At 63.0% G+C, this 18039-nt stretch carries 14 protein-coding genes and 3 rRNA genes; 14 read left to right on the top strand and 3 right to left on the bottom strand.

Features of this window, described 5'->3' with window-relative positions; genetic code table 11:
- Positions 1-46: 46 nt before the first annotated feature.
- A complete protein-coding gene (locus OG326_RS00085; RefSeq protein ID WP_327142582.1) occupies positions 47-496 on the bottom strand; it encodes an SRPBCC family protein in 450 nt (149 codons plus the stop codon).
- 198 nt (positions 497-694) lie between these two features.
- On the opposite strand from OG326_RS00085, the gene OG326_RS00080 reads away from it, so the two are divergent.
- From OG326_RS00080 to OG326_RS00065, 4 genes are all read left to right on the top strand, one after another.
- Entirely contained in the window at positions 695-883 is a 189-nt protein-coding gene (locus OG326_RS00080) for a hypothetical protein (RefSeq protein ID WP_327142581.1), read from the top strand.
- Between the two features lie 67 nt (positions 884-950).
- Positions 951-2624: an FAD-dependent oxidoreductase gene (locus OG326_RS00075; protein WP_327142580.1), complete on the top strand. Its 1674-nt coding sequence runs from the start codon at positions 951-953 to the stop codon at positions 2622-2624.
- A gap of 10 nt (positions 2625-2634) precedes the next feature.
- Complete coding sequence (locus OG326_RS00070) at positions 2635-4104, top strand: ATP-binding protein (protein ID WP_327142579.1); 1470 nt, start codon at positions 2635-2637, stop codon at positions 4102-4104.
- Between the two features lie 15 nt (positions 4105-4119).
- Positions 4120-4473, top strand: a complete 354-nt coding sequence (locus OG326_RS00065; RefSeq protein WP_327142578.1) for a UBP-type zinc finger domain-containing protein — start codon at positions 4120-4122, stop codon at positions 4471-4473.
- A 51-nt stretch (positions 4474-4524) separates the two neighbouring features.
- Here OG326_RS00065 and OG326_RS00060 read toward each other — a convergent pair whose 3' ends face one another.
- Positions 4525-5334: an alpha/beta hydrolase gene (locus tag OG326_RS00060; RefSeq protein ID WP_327142577.1), complete on the bottom strand. Its 810-nt coding sequence runs from the start codon at positions 5332-5334 to the stop codon at positions 4525-4527.
- 155 nt (positions 5335-5489) lie between these two features.
- Between OG326_RS00060 and OG326_RS00055 the strand changes: the two genes are divergently transcribed.
- The 7 genes from OG326_RS00055 to OG326_RS00025 all read left to right on the top strand — a co-directional run bounded on the left by OG326_RS00055 (position 5490) and on the right by OG326_RS00025 (position 11822).
- Positions 5490-5951 carry a hypothetical protein gene (locus tag OG326_RS00055; protein ID WP_327142576.1) on the top strand — a complete coding sequence of 154 codons (462 nt, stop codon included), beginning with the start codon at positions 5490-5492 and terminating at the stop codon, positions 5949-5951.
- A 207-nt stretch (positions 5952-6158) separates the two neighbouring features.
- Positions 6159-7052 carry an RNA polymerase sigma-70 factor gene (locus OG326_RS00050; RefSeq protein ID WP_327146301.1) on the top strand — a complete coding sequence of 298 codons (894 nt, stop codon included), beginning with the start codon at positions 6159-6161 and terminating at the stop codon, positions 7050-7052.
- Positions 7053-7173: 121 nt separating this feature from the next.
- Complete coding sequence (locus tag OG326_RS00045; RefSeq protein WP_327142575.1) at positions 7174-8259, top strand: NAD(P)/FAD-dependent oxidoreductase; 1086 nt, start codon at positions 7174-7176, stop codon at positions 8257-8259.
- 65 nt (positions 8260-8324) lie between these two features.
- Positions 8325-9062: a Clp protease N-terminal domain-containing protein gene (locus tag OG326_RS00040; protein WP_327142574.1), complete on the top strand. Its 738-nt coding sequence runs from the start codon at positions 8325-8327 to the stop codon at positions 9060-9062.
- Positions 9063-9108: 46 nt separating this feature from the next.
- Entirely contained in the window at positions 9109-9408 is a 300-nt protein-coding gene (locus OG326_RS00035) for a hypothetical protein (protein ID WP_327142573.1), read from the top strand.
- A 160-nt stretch (positions 9409-9568) separates the two neighbouring features.
- Entirely contained in the window at positions 9569-11191 is a 1623-nt protein-coding gene (groL, locus tag OG326_RS00030; protein ID WP_327142572.1) for a chaperonin GroEL, read from the top strand.
- Positions 11192-11390: 199 nt separating this feature from the next.
- Positions 11391-11822, top strand: coding sequence for a DUF4189 domain-containing protein (locus OG326_RS00025; protein ID WP_327142571.1), 432 nt, complete (start codon positions 11391-11393; stop codon positions 11820-11822).
- Positions 11823-11912: 90 nt separating this feature from the next.
- Here OG326_RS00025 and OG326_RS00020 read toward each other — a convergent pair whose 3' ends face one another.
- The gene (locus tag OG326_RS00020) at positions 11913-12257 is read right to left on the bottom strand and encodes a hypothetical protein (RefSeq protein ID WP_327142570.1); all 345 of its coding nucleotides are present in this window, start codon (positions 12255-12257) and stop codon (positions 11913-11915) included.
- 502 nt (positions 12258-12759) lie between these two features.
- On the opposite strand from OG326_RS00020, the gene OG326_RS00015 reads away from it, so the two are divergent.
- From OG326_RS00015 to rrf, 3 genes are all read left to right on the top strand, one after another.
- Positions 12760-14276, top strand: a 16S ribosomal RNA gene (locus tag OG326_RS00015).
- A gap of 329 nt (positions 14277-14605) precedes the next feature.
- Positions 14606-17724, top strand: a 23S ribosomal RNA gene (locus OG326_RS00010).
- A 186-nt stretch (positions 17725-17910) separates the two neighbouring features.
- Positions 17911-18027 (top strand): 5S ribosomal RNA (rrf, locus tag OG326_RS00005).
- The 16S, 23S and 5S rRNA genes sit together here, the layout of an rRNA operon.
- Positions 18028-18039: the final 12 nt, after the last annotated feature.

Raw genomic sequence — 18039 nt, 5'->3', positions numbered from 1 at the left:
CGCGAACCTACTTATCCGCCCGCAGCGCCACCGGACAACACGCAGATCAGCTCTCGACGGTCTTCTTGATCTTGCCGAGGGTTTCGTTCATACCGCTGACGAGATTCGCCTCGAAGTGCTGCTCGCCGCCGAGCAGCGCCTCGATCATGCGCCGGACGGGCCAGCTGACCCCGCGGGGGATATCGCGACGCTGCACGACCCGGGTGCCGCTCTCGATGGGCTCCAGCGTGAAGCTCCAGATCGTGAGGTTCTCGTTCATCCGGAAAGCGATGGCGCGGTTGGGTTCATATCGCACCACCCGGGACGTGGTGGGGTAGTACTTGGCGCCGTCGCGATTGAGATTGACGATCCAGGTTCCGGTGCGGATCTTTCCGAACGGCCGCACGCGCACGGTGTTCGGGCTGAATTCCGGCATCCGCACGAGATCGGAGACGATGCTCCAGACCTGCTCAGGAGGTGCTGCGATGTCGATGGTGGCTTCGAGAGTGTTCGGCAACGCTGCCTCCGAGAGATGTGACGATGGATACCAGCGATCCTAGTTCCCATTCGAACATCGAACCGAACACTGAAAATCAACTGCATCACATTCCTGTGTTGCCGCATTGCTGAAGGTAATGGCTAACGCACAATGTGGGATAGACGAAATAACAGTTAAGGCCACCAGCTTCCGATGCGAAACGTGAGGTGATCGGCCGTGAAATTGCTAGCGCTCCTGCATCGCAGAACCAAGACGGTTCCGCTGCTGCCCGCCGACGAGAACCGCGACGCCGCGCAACCGCCCGGGCGGCCGAGACGGACCAGACCGAACGGTCAACTCGAAGAACGGTTGGAGCGACTGCTCACACCGAACGAGCTCGATATCGTTCAGCATCACCGGATCTGACGTGGCGATCGTCTCTCGGGGGCAGCGTAGGCCGAAATCACTTGCCAACTCGGCTCATACTCATTAAGTGACTTCACCAGCTGCCGCCAAACCGGCCATCCTCAGCGTGGACGACGACCCAGGCGTCTCCCGTGCCGTGGTTCGTGATCTGCGCCGCCGGTTCGGCGCGGACTACCGGATCCTGCGGGCGGAGTCGGGTGCCGACGCCCTCGAGGTATTGCGGGAATTGAAACTGCGCGGCCAGCCGGTCGCGGTCCTGATCGCGGACTATCGGATGCCGGGCATGAACGGCGTCGAATTCCTGGAGCAGGCCATGGACCTGCATCCGCACGCCCGGCGGGTGCTGCTCACCGCCTACGCCGACACCGATGCCGCGATCGAGGCCATCAATGTGGTCGATCTGGATCACTACCTGCTCAAGCCGTGGGACCCGCCGGAGGAGAAGCTCTATCCGGTGATCGATGCCCTGCTCGACGCCTGGCGCAGCGATGACCACAAACCGGTGACGGAGACCAAGGTGGTGGGACACCGCTGGTCGGCCCGCTGCTCCGAGGTCCGGGAGTTCTTGGCGCGCAATCAATTGTCGTATCGCTGGTATCAGGTGGACGAGCCCGAGGGCGCCCGGATGCTGGCCGCCGCGAATGCCACCGAGGACGACTGTCCGGTCGTCATCAATCAGTCCGGTGAAGTACTGCGGATGCCGTCCGACTCGGAATTGGCGGCCGCCGTCGGTCTCAATATCGTTCCCGCCAGCGAGTTCTACGACCTGATCGTGGTCGGCGGCGGCCCGGCCGGTCTGGGCGCGGCCGTCTACGGCGCGTCGGAGGGCCTGCGCACGGTACTGGTCGAGCGCACCGCGACGGGCGGACAGGCGGGCCAGAGCTCGCGCATCGAGAACTACCTGGGCTTCCCGGACGGCGTATCCGGTTCCCAGCTGGCCGATCGGGCGCGGCGGCAGGCCGTCAAATTCGGCGCCGAACTCATCACCGCACGCGAGGTGGTCAGCCTGGAACCGTGCGGCGCCGCACGGGTGGTGAAGTTCGCCGACGGCGGCAGCATTTCCGCCCACAGCGTATTGATCGCGACCGGCGTCAACTACCGGCATCATCCGGCGCCCGGGGTGGACGATTTCACCGGCCGCGGCGTCTACTACGGCTCCGCGATGACCGAGGCGTCCGATTGCAGCGACCGCGACATCTACATTGTCGGCGGCGCGAATTCGGCCGGTCAGGCGGCGGTCTACATGTCCCGGCACGCGCGCACCGTGCACATTCTGGTGCGGGCGACGTCGCTGGTCGATTCCATGTCGCACTATCTGATCCAGCAGATCGAGCAGATCCCGAATATCAAGGTGCATCCCCGCACCGAGGTGGTGTCGGCGGACGGTGACGATCATCTGGAGCGGATCGTGCTGCGTGACAATGCGACCGGCACGGAAGAAAAAGTGGATGCCGAACGGTTGTTCCTGTTCATCGGCGCTGCCCCCGAAACCGAATGGCTGGATGGTGTCGTCCACCGCGACGACAAGGGCTATGTACTGGCCGGACCCGACCTGATGGTCGACGGCAACCGCCCGGCGGGCTGGGAGCTACCGCGTCCGCCGCAACATCTGGAGACCAGCGTTCCCGGCGTTTTCGTGGCCGGCGACGTACGTTCGGAATCGGCGAAGCGGGTGGCGTCCGCCGTCGGCGAGGGCGCGATGGCCGTCATGCTGGTCCACCGCTGGATCGCGAAACAGTAGGAGTCGAACTGTGGGAACAACATCACTGATCTGCGATCCCAATGAACTTCGGGACCTGTTCCTCTTCGAGAAGCTGACCGACGAACAACTCGCCTGGCTGTGCAAGGACGGCCGGGTCGAGCGTTTCGAACCGGGTCTGGTCTTCCGCGAGGGTGAACCGGCCACCTGCTTCTACGTCCTCATGGAGGGCGAGGTCCGGATGACCAAGATTTCGGCGGGCGAGGAGATCGAACTCGTCCGCACCGATCATCACGGGTCGTATTCCGGTGCCTGGACCGCGTATATGGGCGATAAGGTCGACCAGAACTACAGCGCGTCCTTCTATGTCACCAAGCCGTCGAAATTCTTCGTGCTGGATGCCGGAACCTTCTCGCACATGATGAAGGAATGGTTCCCGATGGCATTGCATCTGCTGGAGGGCGTGTTCTTCGGCAATCGCAATTCCAACGAGATCATCGGGCAGCGCGAACGCCTGCTGGCGCTGGGTTCGCTGTCGGCGGGCCTGACGCACGAGCTGAACAATCCGGCCGCCGCGGCCGTGCGCGCCACCTCCTCGCTGCGTGAGCGCGTGGCCGGTATGCGGCACAAGCTGAAGATGATGGCGCACGGCAAGTTCGACTCCGCGACCATGGAGGCGCTGGCGCAATTGCAGGAGGAGGCCGCCGCCCAGGTGGCGAAGGCGCCGACGCTGACCCCGCTGGAGGCGGCCGATCGCGAGGACGAGCTCGGCGATTGGCTGGAGGCGCACGATATCGCCAACGGCTGGGATATCGCCCCGACCTTCGTACAGGCCGGTTTCGATATCGACTGGCTGGAGAAGGTGCACGGCACGCTCACCGGTTGTGAGGGCGCGGTTTTCGAGGGCGCGATCCGCTGGCTCAACTACACGGTCGAGACCGAGCTGCTCATGAACGAGATCTCCGACTCCACCACCCGCATCTCCACCCTGGTGAACGCGGCCAAGCAGTACTCGCAGATGGATCGGGCCCCGTTCCAGGTGGTCGACATCCATGAGCTGCTCGACAGCACGCTGGTCATGCTGGGCCGCAAGATCGGCGACAATGTCCAGGTGGTCAAGGAGTACGACCTCGCGCTGCCGCCGGTGCCCTGCTACGCGGCGGAACTGAATCAGGTGTGGACGAATCTGATCGACAATGCCATCTCGGCCATGGACGGCCGCGGCACCCTCACCGTGCGCACCTATCGCGACGGGCCCTGTGTCGCAGTGGAAATCGGCGATACCGGGCCGGGTGTGCCGGAGGAGATCCGCACCCGCATCTTCGAACCGTTCTTCACCACCAAGCCGGTGGGCGAGGGAACCGGTCTGGGACTGGATATCTCGTTCCGCATTGTGGTGAACAAGCATCACGGCGATATCCGGGTGGAGTCGGAGCCGGGTGATACCCGGTTCATCGTGCGGATTCCGTTCGAGCGCGTCGATGTGCCTGGGAGTATCGAAACCGTAAGCATTGCAAGCTGATACAGGAGACCAGTGATGTCGGAGAAGATCGAGGGAATCGATCCGTCCGCGGCCCCCAGCGGCCCCGGCTGTCAGGACTGCGACGCGGCCCAGGGCTGGTGGCTGCATCTGCGCCGCTGCGCCCAGTGCGGCCACGTCGGCTGCTGCGACAGTTCCCCGTCGCAGCACGCGTCCAAGCATTTCAAGGACGCCGGGCACCCGTTCGCGCAGAGCTACGAGCCGGGCGAGGACTGGTTCTACAACTACGCGACCGACGAAATGTACGGCGAGGGCCCGGATTTGGCCGCACCGCATTCGCATCCGGCGAATCAGACCGTGCCCGGGCCGCGTGAGCGGGTGCCGGCGGACTGGCAGAGCCACCTGCACTGACGTCCGCCGGTAGTGTCGAAATCCCTGGGAAGACTTGTCTCCCAGGGATTTTCATTCTTCCGGACCGAGTTTGTGGCTGCTGAGGAAGTCGAGCGAGAGATCCGCGAGATTGTGCCAGCAGTGATCGGCCACCATGGAGTGCCCGCGGCCGTCGAGCACCTTCAACTCCGTGACACCCGGATTGCGCTGCTGCAGGCGATATTGCGCGCGCACCACGGCCGGGGGAGTGGCCCGGTCCTCCGCGCCCGCGATCAGCAGCAGCGGCCCGCGCACGGCATGGACGTCCACGGCGGCTTCGCTCTTGGGGCTGACATTCGCCAGGGCCAGCTGGAACAGTGGTTTGGCCGGCGCGGGAATCGCGTACTGCCGGAACAGCTGATCCGATTCCGCGCGACTGATGGCATTGCCGAAGACGCGGTGATAGCTGTCGGCGGTGTGCGACCAGGTCTTACGGCTCGACCACGGCTTTGCGAGAATCCTTCCGACACTGCGCAATTGAACAGGCGGTAGCACGTACACGCCCCGGCACTGTGCGGGCGCTATGGCAATGCCGCCGATTGCGCTGCCCGCGGCCAGCAGCTGCTGTGCGATGAGCCCGCCGAAGGAGTGGCCGACGACGATCGGCGGCGCGGGCAGGTCGGCAATGTATTTGGTGTAGTGCTCGGTGACTTCGGCGATGCCGCGATTGTTCAGAGCCTCGGCATTGGCCCGGGTGGCCGCCGGATCCCGTCCGTCGCCGGGCCAGCCGGGGGCGATGGGCGCGAAGCCCGCGCGGTCGAAGTACTCGAGCCACGGTGTCCAGCTGTCGCTGTGCATCCACAGGCCGTGGATGAAGACGATCGGGGTTTTCGGTGCAGGCATGAGATCTCCTCTGGTTGCACGTGATTCGTCTCATTTCGCCTGATAGTGACGATACGGGAGTGCTCTTGCTACCGGTAGCGGGCAGCGGCGGGTACTCTGCTCCGAGCGCCGGGCGCCCCGGTGCGCAGGCACTCTCGGGAAGCTCGGAAAAGGGTATGAAACAGACTGTGATCGTCGCCCTCGCCGCCGGTGCGCTGGTGCTGGGTCTAGCCGGCTGCGGATCGGGCAAATCCACCGAAGCGAGCAGCCAGACCAAGGCCGTTCCGAGCTCCGGCAGTGCCGCCGCATCCACCGGCACGCCCACTGCCACACCCGCTTCCGCCCCGGTCGCCGCCACTACGGCCGACGCGCCCGTCGAGCCGCCCGCCGGAGCGAACACCACCGCCGCGGCCGCCAAGAAGACCACCGCGCCCGACGGCGCCCAGACCACCTGCGGCGACTTCCGCGATCTCGACAACGACACCGAGAAGCAGGTCATCCAGCAGGTCCTGGCCGCCAACCCGGGTTCCAAATTCGACGGCAGTCCCAATGTCGCCCTCGGCACCGCCAAACTCGTCTGCCTCGCACCCGCCTATGCCGGCACATCGGTAGCAAACGCCATCGGCGCGGCGAAGTAACTCCCCGGCGCGTCCCGCCGATAGGCAGTGCGGCGCAACCGATTCCCGTGCACCCGCCGGCGTGGCCGCCGGGTGCGGTCTTCCGCGGTGATCGGTTGCGGTTCTCTCAGGTGTGCAGCGGACCGTAGGGGCGTGTGGATGGTCACCACTGGCGGGGTGGCGCGCAGGCGTATCGTCCCGAACCTACGTACGAGGACGGGTGAAGTGATGGACGCCGGCGGGCTGGTGGAATACGAGCGACATCGTCCGCGCCTGTTCGCGCTCGCGTACCGGCTGCTGGGTTCGGCGAGCGAGGCCGAGGACGCCGTGCAGGAGACCTATCTGCGCTGGGCCGCCGCCGATCGCGCCGAAATCCGTTCCACCGAAGCCTGGTTGACCACCGTACTGGTGAATCTGTGCCGCACCTGGCTGGATTCGGCCCGTGCCCGCCGCGAAACCTATATCGGCCCCTGGCTACCCGAGCCGGTGGCGACCGATGAGCTGGGCCCCCTCGAATCGGCCGAACAGCGCGAACTGGTCTCCCTGGCCTTCCTGACCTTGCTCGAACGCTTGACCGCCGCCGAGCGCGCGGTGTTCGTCCTGCGCGAGGCCTTCGGCTACGCGCATCGCGAGATCGCCGACATGCTCGACCTCACCGAAGCCAATTCCCAGCAGCTCTACCGCCGTGCCACCCTGCGCGTGCGCGAGGAGCGCCCCCGCTTCGATCCGGCTCCCGCGCATGCGCGCGCCCTGTTCGAAAAGTTCCTGACCGCAGCCGGATCCGGTGATCTGGCGGCTCTGGAGGCCATGTTCACCGCGGATATCGTCTCGGTCGCGGACGGCGGCGACAAGGTGAATGCCGCCCGCCGCGCCGTGGTCGGCGCCGGCCGCGTGGCCCGCTACGTCGCCTGGCTCTTCTCCCACGACATCCCGGATCTGTCCCTGGCCGTCGAGGATGTCAACGGTGCGCCCGCCATCGTGGCCCGCGCGGCCGACGTGACCATCCTGATCGCGTCCGCCGAATTCGCGGACGGCCGACTGGCCTCGCTGCGGCTGATCGTCAACCCCGACAAGCTGGCCTACTTCGTGCGCGCCGACAAAGCCGCGTCGCGCACGGCCTGACCACCACTTTCGCGCGTCGGTGACGCAGCACACATGCGGGAGTTGTCAGGGATCGCGGGGCTGTCCGGTCTAGAGAGTGTCGGCCCGGCGCAGGGTCGTCCTTGGGGAAAGGAGCTCTCTCATGACCGGAGAACATCGAATCGTCGTGCTCGGCGCGGGGTATGCCGGATTGGCGGCGGCGCGGCAGGCGGCGCGGGCGCGCGGCGTACGCGTCACGGTGATCGACACACGCACCGAACTGGTGGAGCGGGTGCGCCTGCATCAGCTGCTCGCCGGTCAGCAGATCCCGCGGTGGAATCTTCGAGAGATGCTGGAGCGCAAGGGAATACAGTTCGTCCAGGGTAGGGCGATCGACATCGACACCGCCGCCCGCCAGGTGCGGCTGGAGGATGCGCCGCCGGTCTCCTACGACTCGCTCGTCTACGCCCTGGGCAGTGTCGCCGATGTCGGTGGTGTGCCGGGAGTCGCCGAGTACGCCCACTCGGTGGCGACGCCGGAGGATGTGCGGCGAGCGTCCGCGCTGTCCGGCCGGGTCGCGGTGGTCGGCGGCGGTTCCACCGGTATCGAGACCGCCACCGAATTGGCCGAGGCCCGACCGGATCTCACGGTGCTGCTGGTGAGCGCCGAGGAGCCGGGAGCCTGGCTGTCGGACAGGGCCCGCACTCACATTCGCGCGGTGCTGGAGCGCCTGGGCGTCGAGGTGCACGCCGGTGCGAAGGTCGCGGAGGTGACCGCCGACGGTCTCGAGCTGGTCGGCGGAGCCCGCCTGTCCGCCGAAACGGTGCTCTGGACAGCCGGATTCGCGGTCCCGGAGCTGGCCGCCCGCTCGGGCCTGGCCGTGGATCCCCGCGGCCGGGTCCTGGTCGACGACGAACTGCGGTCCCGTTCGCATCCCGAGGTGTACGCCGTCGGCGATTCGGCGGTCATGACCGGTCCGGAGGATCGCGAATTGCGCATGGCGTGCGCCACCGCACTGCCTGCCGGCAAATACGCCGCGACCGCCCTGACCGCGCGTCTCGCCAGAAAGACGCCCGCGCCCCGCCGTTTCCGCTACGTCCTGCAGTGCGTGAGCCTGGGCCGCCGCGACGCCGTCGTCCAATTCGTGCACGCCGACGATTCACCCGCCCGCACGGTCCTGACCGGTCGTACCGCGGCCTGGGTCAAGGAGCAGATCGTGCGCACCGCGGGTAGTTCGGCGCGGCCCTGAATCCGCCTTCGGAAATCGTCAACTAAGGGTTGACCACCGCTGGATGGTCAACCTAAAGTTGACGCATGACCACTCCCTTTCGCCTCGACGATCTGATCGACGGCATCAAGAAGGCCCGTCCCGACAACACCCTCGAGCAGCTCTCCGATGCCGTGGTCGCCGCCGATCACCTCGGTGACCTGGCCGATCATCTGATCGGCCACTTCGTCGACCAGGCCCGTCGCTCCGGAGCCTCCTGGACCGATATCGGCCGCAGCATGGGCGTCACCAAGCAGGCCGCGCAGAAGCGTTTCGTCCCCAAGGCTCCGGGCGATGCCGCCGACGCCGCGGCGCTCGATCCGAGCACCGGCTTCGCGCGCTTCACGCACCGGGCCCGCAGCGTCGTCATCGCCGCGCAGGAGGAGGCCCGCAACGGCAGCAATGCCGAGATCGTCCCCGAGCACCTGGTCCTGGGTCTGCTGCGGGAGCCGGATTCGCTTGCGGTGCAGGTTGTCAAGGCCAAGGGTGTGAGTGTGGACGCGGTCCGCCGGGTCGCCACCGCCGCCCTGCCCGCCCCCGCGGAGAAGATTCCGGCCTTGATTCCCTTCGATTCTCAGGCCAAGAAGGTCCTGGAGTTGACCTTCCGGGAGGCACTTCGCCTGGGCCACAACTACATCGGCACCGAGCATCTGCTGCTCGCGCTGCTGGAGGTGGAGGCCGGTACCGGTGTGCTCTCCGGCCTCGGTCTGGAGAAGGACGCGGTATCGGCGGACCTCGAGGAACTGCTCGCGCAGTTCGCGGACCCCGCAGCTGACGCGCAGTGAACCCCGCCTCACGTGTCCCACTAGCCACGGCGGATACCATGTGGGCATGGCGGACGACGAAGGTTCCGACCTAGTTGCAGGGGAACGCCGCGCAGATCTGGTGCGCGCGCTCTCCTATGTCTCCACCGAAGAGGCGCCGGACGGCGGGTTCATCGTGAACGGTGACCTGCCCCCCGACGTGGCTCCGGTGTTCGTCCGCGCCATCATGCGGATCGAGGCGGAGTTGCTGTTGAACGACGCCGAGCTGGTCAATATCGATCAGGGTGAGCCGCGTACCCCCGAGGAGCGCCGTACCGATGCGCTGATTGCGCTGCTACTGCGGGTGGACGACCGTCTGGTGCGCTGAGCCCCGACCTTGCACTCCCGGTGTGTGAGTGCTAGAAATGGCTTGGCACTCCTGACCTGTGAGTGCTAGGTCGGGACGGTGAGGCCCCTATGGTCGTCCGTCGCGGGCACCGCGCCTGGCCAGATCGTGTCAATCCCCTGATCTGGAGGATCTCAACGCAATGGCCAAGACAATTGCGTACGACGAAGAGGCTCGCCGCGGTCTCGAGCGGGGTCTGAACGCCCTGGCCGACGCTGTCAAGGTGACGCTGGGCCCGAAGGGCCGCAATGTCGTGCTGGAGAAGAAGTGGGGCGCCCCCACCATCACCAACGATGGTGTCTCCATCGCCAAGGAAATCGAGCTCGAAGATCCGTACGAGAAGATCGGCGCGGAGCTCGTCAAGGAAGTTGCCAAGAAGACGGACGACGTCGCTGGCGACGGCACCACCACCGCCACCGTGCTCGCCCAGGCGCTGGTACGCGAAGGCCTGCGCAATGTCGCGGCCGGTGCGAACCCGCTGGGTCTGAAGCGTGGCATCGAGAAGGCCGTTGCGGCCATCACTGCCCGCCTGCTCGAGACCGCCAAGGAGGTCGAGACCAAGGAGCAGATCGCTGCCACCGCCGGTATCTCGGCCGGCGACTCGTCCATCGGTGATCTGATCGCCGAGGCCATGGACAAGGTCGGCAAGGAAGGTGTCATCACCGTCGAGGAGAGCAACACCTTCGGTCTCCAGCTGGAGCTCACCGAGGGCATGCGCTTCGACAAGGGCTACATCTCGGGTTACTTCGTCACCGACCCGGAGCGTCAGGAAGCGACCCTCGAGGATCCGTACATCCTGCTCGTCGGCTCGAAGATCTCGACCGTCAAGGACCTGCTGCCGCTGCTGGAGAAGGTCATCCAGGCCGGCAAGCCGCTGCTGATCATCGCCGAGGACGTCGAGGGCGAAGCCCTTTCCACCCTGGTGGTCAACAAGATTCGTGGCACCTTCAAGTCCATCGCCGTCAAGGCGCCGGGCTTCGGTGACCGCCGCAAGGCCATGCTGGCCGATATCGCCATCCTCACCGGTGGCGAGGTCATCAGCGAAGAGGTCGGCCTGTCCCTGGACACCGCCGGCATCGAGCTGCTCGGCACCGCCCGCAAGGTTGTCATCACCAAGGACGAGACCACCATCGTCGAGGGTGCCGGCGACCCGGAGGCCATCAAGGGCCGCGTGGCGCAGATCCGCACCGAGATCGAGAACTCGGACTCGGATTACGACCGTGAGAAGCTGCAGGAGCGCCTGGCCAAGCTGGCCGGCGGTGTTGCGGTGATCAAGGCCGGCGCTGCGACCGAGGTCGAGCTCAAGGAGCGCAAGCACCGCATCGAAGATGCCGTGCGCAACGCCAAGGCTGCCGTCGAAGAGGGCATCGTCGCCGGTGGCGGCGTGGCTCTCGTGCAGGCCGCCCCGGCGCTGGACGAGCTGACCCTCACCGGTGACGAGGCCACCGGCGCGAACATCGTTCGCGTCGCGCTCTCGGCTCCGCTGAAGCAGATCGCCTTCAACGCGGGCCTGGAGCCCGGCGTTGTCGCCGAGAAGGTCTCGAACCTTCCCGCCGGCCACGGCCTCAACGCCGACACCGGCGAGTACGTCGACCTGCTGGCCGCCGGCGTTGCCGACCCGGTCAAGGTCACCCGCTCGGCCCTGCAGAACGCGGCTTCCATCGCGGCTCTGTTCCTCACCACCGAGGCCGTCGTCGCCGACAAGCCGGAGAAGGCCGCCCCCGCGGGCGACCCGACCGGTGGCATGGGCGGCATGGACTTCTGATCCCCCGGATCTGAGTCCGCGTCGAACCGATTCGGTTCTCGCAGTACACAACTGAAGGCCGGTCCACCCTCGGGTGGGCCGGCCTTCGGCGTTTTCGCAGCTGTCTTATCGACTCGAGTTTGTCGGACCTTCGAGCTACTGTCACAACCGGTTTCATTCGCGAAACCGTTTCTGATGGGGAGTATCTCGAATGTTTGGAATGGGCAAAATCGCCCTGGGGCTGGCGGCTGTCTCGATGATGGCCGGTGCGGTGGCGGGCGCGGGATCCGCGAGCGCCGAAGCGGGACCGGATGGACGACTCTACGGTTCGATCGCGCTGCTGCAATGGGATGACAACACCGAGAACTGGTCTGCCGCATACAACTACCCGAACTGGGCAGAGGCGGATCGGGATGCGCTGAACGACTGCGGCGACCCGGAGTACTGCCACATCGCGGTGCGTTTCGTCGACGGCTGCGGCGCCATCGCCAAGACGTCGGATTCCGACTCCCGGTACTTCTGGGCCTCGGCGCCCACGCGTTTCGAGGCGGAGCGGCAGGCGCTGTCGCAGGCGTTCCGGCCGTCGTCGCTGAGTGCGTCGGGTGGGCCGGGCATCCTGGTCACGTCGAAGTGCACGGATAACGCGAGCTGATCCACGGCTCCGTAGCTGGATGACGCGGGCCGGTCCACCCTCACGGTGGACCGGCCCTTGTGGTTTCGCGGACTTTCTACGTGGGGCGAGTCAGGGCCGGGGATGTCGTTCCGAGAGTGTGGCCGCCGCATCGATGGGCCGGACGCCGACGAGTTCGGCGGCCGCCGCGATGGCGGCGCGGCAGGCCGCATCGCTGTACGGGGCAGGGGCATAGAGGAGTTCGACCAATTCGATGGCGGCGATCGCCTGGTCTCGGGTCAGCAGCCGGCCCGGGAGCCAGCTGACGCGCCACTCCGCGTGCTGTGGGACGGCCTCCGCCGTCTGCGAGATGTCCTGCGCGTGTGGGGGGATGGACGCGTTGTGCTGATGGCCGGGGAGTCGCTCTGCGAACTCGTCGAGGATGCCGGTGGTAATCGACCAATCGCAGACGTACACGCCCTCTAGGGTGCGCTTCGGCGGTCCGCGACCAAGACCATTCGTTCGGATTGCCGGGTTCAAGCCCCTGACCAGCCGATTTGACTTCATTCGTAGCGACACGTAACTTAGTTCGAGTCAGAGCGACACGGACACCGACCCGGAGCCTTAACGGCCTGGGAAACGAGGTTGTACGAGGAGCGCCCGACAGTCACACTAGCTCTCCTGACCAGCGGATTTGGTTCTGCTGTGCGGTAAGGGCTAAGCTGTAAAAGTTGCCTCAGAGACCGACCGGGACAAAGAGCCCGCGAAGTTCTGTGTGCGTGTGTTCTTTGAGAACTCAATAGTGTGTCGATGAATGTCAGTGCCAATATTATTATTGGTTCCGGCTTCTCATACCCCCCGGTTGAGAGGTCGGACATTTAGTCAGCAAATACTTTTTTGCTGGCGTTTTGTTTTGCCATGGTTTTCGGACTCTGGTTAATTCTTCCGATTGCATCCGTAAGGATGGAGTTGAGAGTCTTCAACGGAGAGTTTGATCCTGGCTCAGGACGAACGCTAGCGGCGTGCTTAACACATGCAAGTCGAGCGGTAAGGCCCTTCGGGGTACACGAGCGGCGAACGGGTGAGTAACACGTGGGTGATCTGCCTCGCACTCTGGGATAAGCCTGGGAAACTGGGTCTAATACCGGATATGACTTTCGGATGCATGTTCGAAGGTGGAAAGATTTATCGGTGCGAGATGGGCCCGCGGCCTATCAGCTTGTTGGTGGGGTAACGGCCCACCAAGGCGACGACGGGTAGCCGACCTGAGAGGGTGACCGGCCACACTGGGACTGAGACACGGCCCAGACTCCTACGGGAGGCAGCAGTGGGGAATATTGCACAATGGGCGAAAGCCTGATGCAGCGACGCCGCGTGGGGGATGACGGCCTTCGGGTTGTAAACCCCTTTTGACAGGGACGAAGCGCAAGTGACGGTACCTGTAGAAGAAGCACCGGCCAACTACGTGCCAGCAGCCGCGGTAATACGTAGGGTGCGAGCGTTGTCCGGAATTACTGGGCGTAAAGAGCTTGTAGGCGGTCTGTCACGTCTTCTGTGAAAACTTGGGGCTCAACCTTAAGCTTGCAGGGGATACGGGCAGACTAGAGTACTTCAGGGGAGACTGGAATTCCTGGTGTAGCGGTGAAATGCGCAGATATCAGGAGGAACACCGGTGGCGAAGGCGGGTCTCTGGGAAGTAACTGACGCTGAGAAGCGAAAGCATGGGTAGCAAACAGGATTAGATACCCTGGTAGTCCATGCCGTAAACGGTGGGTACTAGGTGTGGGTTTCCTTCCACGGGATCCGTGCCGTAGCTAACGCATTAAGTACCCCGCCTGGGGAGTACGGCCGCAAGGCTAAAACTCAAAGGAATTGACGGGGGCCCGCACAAGCGGCGGAGCATGTGGATTAATTCGATGCAACGCGAAGAACCTTACCTGGGTTTGACATACACCGGAAAGCCGTAGAGATACGGCCCCCCTTGTGGTCGGTGTACAGGTGGTGCATGGCTGTCGTCAGCTCGTGTCGTGAGATGTTGGGTTAAGTCCCGCAACGAGCGCAACCCTTATCTTATGTTGCCAGCGCGTAATGGCGGGGACTCGTGAGAGACTGCCGGGGTCAACTCGGAGGAAGGTGGGGACGACGTCAAGTCATCATGCCCCTTATGTCCAGGGCTTCACACATGCTACAATGGCCGGTACAGAGGGCTGCGATACCGCGAGGTGGAGCGAATCCCTTAAAGCCGGTCTCAGTTCGGATCGGGGTCTGCAACTCGACCCCGTGAAGTTGGAGTCGCTAGTAATCGCAGATCAGCAACGCTGCGGTGAATACGTTCCCGGGCCTTGTACACACCGCCCGTCACGTCATGAAAGTCGGTAACACCCGAAGCCGGTGGCCTAACCCTTGTGGAGGGAGCCGTCGAAGGTGGGATTGGCGATTGGGACGAAGTCGTAACAAGGTAGCCGTACCGGAAGGTGCGGCTGGATCACCTCCTTTCTAAGGAGCACATCTACGCAACGCTCTCCGAACAGTCGGACGAGAATGCGTCAGAGACCGTTTAGTCCCCATATGTGGGACTGCGGACGCTCATGGGTGGAACACTGACAAGCTTCATCGCACATGGTTTCGGCTCAGTCCGAGATCGTGGTGAATATATCGACACACTGTTGGGTCCTGAAAGAATAGACGCGAGTCTTTCTTTCCAGGCAAGATAACGATCTGCTCGGATCTCCTCGAAACCGCCGGCTCTGCCGGAAAGGTCTTGGATTCGAATCCGATGCGGGTGTGTTGTTTGAGAACTGCACAGTGGACGCGAGCATCTTTGTTAGTAAGTGTGTAAGAGCGTACGGTGGATGCCTTGGCACCAGGAGCCGATGAAGGACGTAGGAGGCTGCGATAAGCCTCGGGGAGCTGTCAACCGAGCTGAGATCCGAGGATGTCCGAATGGGGAAACCCAGCACGAGTGATGTCGTGTTACCCGCGCCTGAATATATAGGGCGTGTGGAGGGAACGTGGGGAAGTGAAACATCTCAGTACCCACAGGAAGAGAAAACAACAGTGATTCCGTGAGTAGTGGCGAGCGAAAGCGGAAGAGGCTAAACCAGGAGCGTGTGATAGCCGGCAGGCGTTGCGTTCTTGGGGTTGTGGGACCTACTTTCTCATCACTGCCGTGATGGGCAACAGTCAGAAAAGAATGCGTTAGTCGAATTGGTCTGGGACGGCCAACCGTAGACGGTGAGAGTCCGGTAGACGAAAACGTGTTCTCTGTTGTAGTAGGCACCCGAGTAGCAGCGGGCCCGTGAAATCTGCCGTGAATCTGTCGGGACCACCCGATAAGCCTGAATACTACCTGGTGACCGATAGCGGACTAGTACCGTGAGGGAAAGGTGAAAAGTACCCCGGGAGGGGAGTGAAATAGTACCTGAAACCGTGCGCTTACAATCCGTCAGAGCCTTCGAACTTGTTCGTGGGGTGATGGCGTGCCTTTTGAAGAATGAGCCTGCGAGTCATCGGTGTGTGGCGAGGTTAACCCGTGTGGGGTAGCCGTAGCGAAAGCGAGTCCGAATAGGGCGAACTCTAGTCGCACACTATGGACCCGAAGCGGAGTGATCTACCCATGGCCAGGGTGAAGCGACGGTAAGACGTCGTGGAGGCCCGAACCCACTTAGGTTGAAAACTGAGGGGATGAGTTGTGGGTAGGGGTGAAAGGCCAATCAAACTCCGTGATAGCTGGTTCTCCCCGAAATGCATTTAGGTGCAGCGTCACGTGTTTCACACCGGAGGTAGAGCTACTGGATGGCCTAGGGGGCCCACAAGCTTACCGAAGTCAGCCAAACTCCGAATGCCGGTGTGTGAGAGCGTGGCAGTGAGACTGCGGGGGATAAGCTTCGTAGTCGAGAGGGAAACAGCCCAGATCGCCGGCTAAGGCCCCTAAGCGTGTACTAAGTGGAAAAGGATGTGGGGTCGCGAAGACAACCAGGAGGTTGGCTTAGAAGCAGCCACCCTTGAAAGAGTGCGTAATAGCTCACTGGTCAAGTGATCCTGCGCCGACAATGTAGCGGGGCTCAAGTACACCGCCGAAGCCGCGGCATTCAGACATTATCCCGCCTTCGGGCCAGGAGTCTGGATGGGTAGGGGAGCGTCGTATGGCCAGGGAAGCGGCGGAGTGATCCAGCCGTGGAGGCCATGCGAGTGAGAATGCAGGCATGAGTAGCGAAAGACGAGTGAGAAACTCGTCCGCCGAATGACCAAGGGTTCCTGGGCCAGGTTAATCCGCCCAGGGTGAGTCGGGACCTAAGGCGAGGCCGACAGGCGTAGTCGATGGACAACGGGTTGATATTCCCGTACCCGTGTATCCGCGCCCAATGGCGAATCTAGTGTGCTAACCATCCAAAAGCGGTCTTACCGAGCCTTCGGGCGAGGGGGAACGTGGCTGCATGGGACCCTGCTGGTAGTAGTCAAGCGATGGGGTGACGCAGGAAGGTAGCTGGGCCCGGTAATGGTTGTCCGGGTGTAAGCCTGTAGGGCGTTGTGTAGGCAAATCCGCACAACATATAGCCTGAGAGGTGATGCGTAGCCGATTGAGGCGAATTCAGTGATCCTATGCTGCCGAGAAAAGCCTCTAGCGAGCTGGTACATGGCCCGTACCCCAAACCGACACAGGTGGTCAGGTAGAGAATACTAAGGCGATCGAGATAACTGTGGTTAAGGAACTCGGCAAAATACCTCCGTAACTTCGGGAGAAGGAGGGCCTTGTCTGGTGACGGAACTTGCTTCCCGAGCTGGGTGAGGTCGCAGAGACCAGTGAGAAGCGACTGTTTACTAAAAACACAGGTCCGTGCGAAGTCGTAAGACGATGTATACGGACTGACGCCTGCCCGGTGCCGGAAGGTTAAGAGGACCGGTTAGCACTTCGGTGCGAAGCTGAGAATTTAAGCCCCGGTAAACGGCGGTGGTAACTATAACCATCCTAAGGTAGCGAAATTCCTTGTCGGGTAAGTTCCGACCTGCACGAATGGCGTAACGACTTCTCAGCTGTCTCAACCACAGACTCGGCGAAATTGCATTACGAGTAAAGATGCTCGTTACGCGCGGCAGGACGAAAAGACCCCGGGACCTTCACTATAGCTTGGTATTGGTGTTCGGTACGGTTTGTGTAGGATAGGTGGGAGACTGTGAAGCGGGCACGCCAGTGTTCGTGGAGTCATCGTTGAAATACCACTCTGATCGTATTGGACTTCTAACCTCGGACCATGATCTGGTTCAGGGACAGTGCCTGGTGGGTAGTTTAACTGGGGCGGTTGCCTCCCAAAATGTAACGGAGGCGCCCAAAGGTTCCCTCAGCCTGGTTGGCAATCAGGTGTCGAGTGCAAGTGCACAAGGGAGCTTGACTGTGAGACCGACAGGTCGAGCAGGGACGAAAGTCGGGACTAGTGATCCGGCACCGGCAAGTGGAAGCGGTGTCGCTCAACGGATAAAAGGTACCCCGGGGATAACAGGCTGATCTTCCCCAAGAGTCCATATCGACGGGATGGTTTGGCACCTCGATGTCGGCTCGTCGCATCCTGGGGCTGGAGTAGGTCCCAAGGGTTGGGCTGTTCGCCCATTAAAGCGGCACGCGAGCTGGGTTTAGAACGTCGTGAGACAGTTCGGTCTCTATCCGCCGCGCGCGTCAGAAACTTGAGGAAGGCTGTCCCTAGTACGAGAGGACCGGGACGGACGAACCTCTGGTGTGCCAGTTGTCCTGCCAAGGGCACGGCTGGTTTGCTACGTTCGGAAGGGATAACCGCTGAAAGCATCTAAGCGGGAAGCCTGTTCCAAGATGAGGTTTCTCACCTACTTGATAGGTTAAGGCCCCCAACAGACCATTGGGTTGATAGGCAGGAACTGGAAGCCCGGTAACGGGTGCAGGTGACCTGTACTAATAGGCCGAGGACTTACCAACAAAGAAGCTACGCGTCCACTGTGCGGTATCTGAAACAACACACAACTTCGTTGTGTGGGTGGTTTCGGGGACCTTGTCCCCGGGCCCCTGGATATCGAGGCTCTTGCCTCGGCCACCCGTTCGGGTGTTCGAGGGCTGGCCCTCGAAATATCCTGTGGCACACGAAGTGTGACAGTTTCATAGAGTTACGGCGGCTATAGCGGTGGGGAAACGCCCGGTCCCATTCCGAACCCGGAAGCTAAGGCCACCTGCGCCGATGGTACTGCACTCGACAGGGTGTGGGAGAGTAGGACACCGCCGGAACATCATTCGCAA

It is taken from the genome of Nocardia sp. NBC_01327, from assembly GCF_035958815.1.
Lineage (GTDB): Bacteria > Actinomycetota > Actinomycetes > Mycobacteriales > Mycobacteriaceae > Nocardia.
Note: the sequence above shows the minus strand (reverse complement) of the source record. Positions and strands in the feature narration are given on the sequence as shown.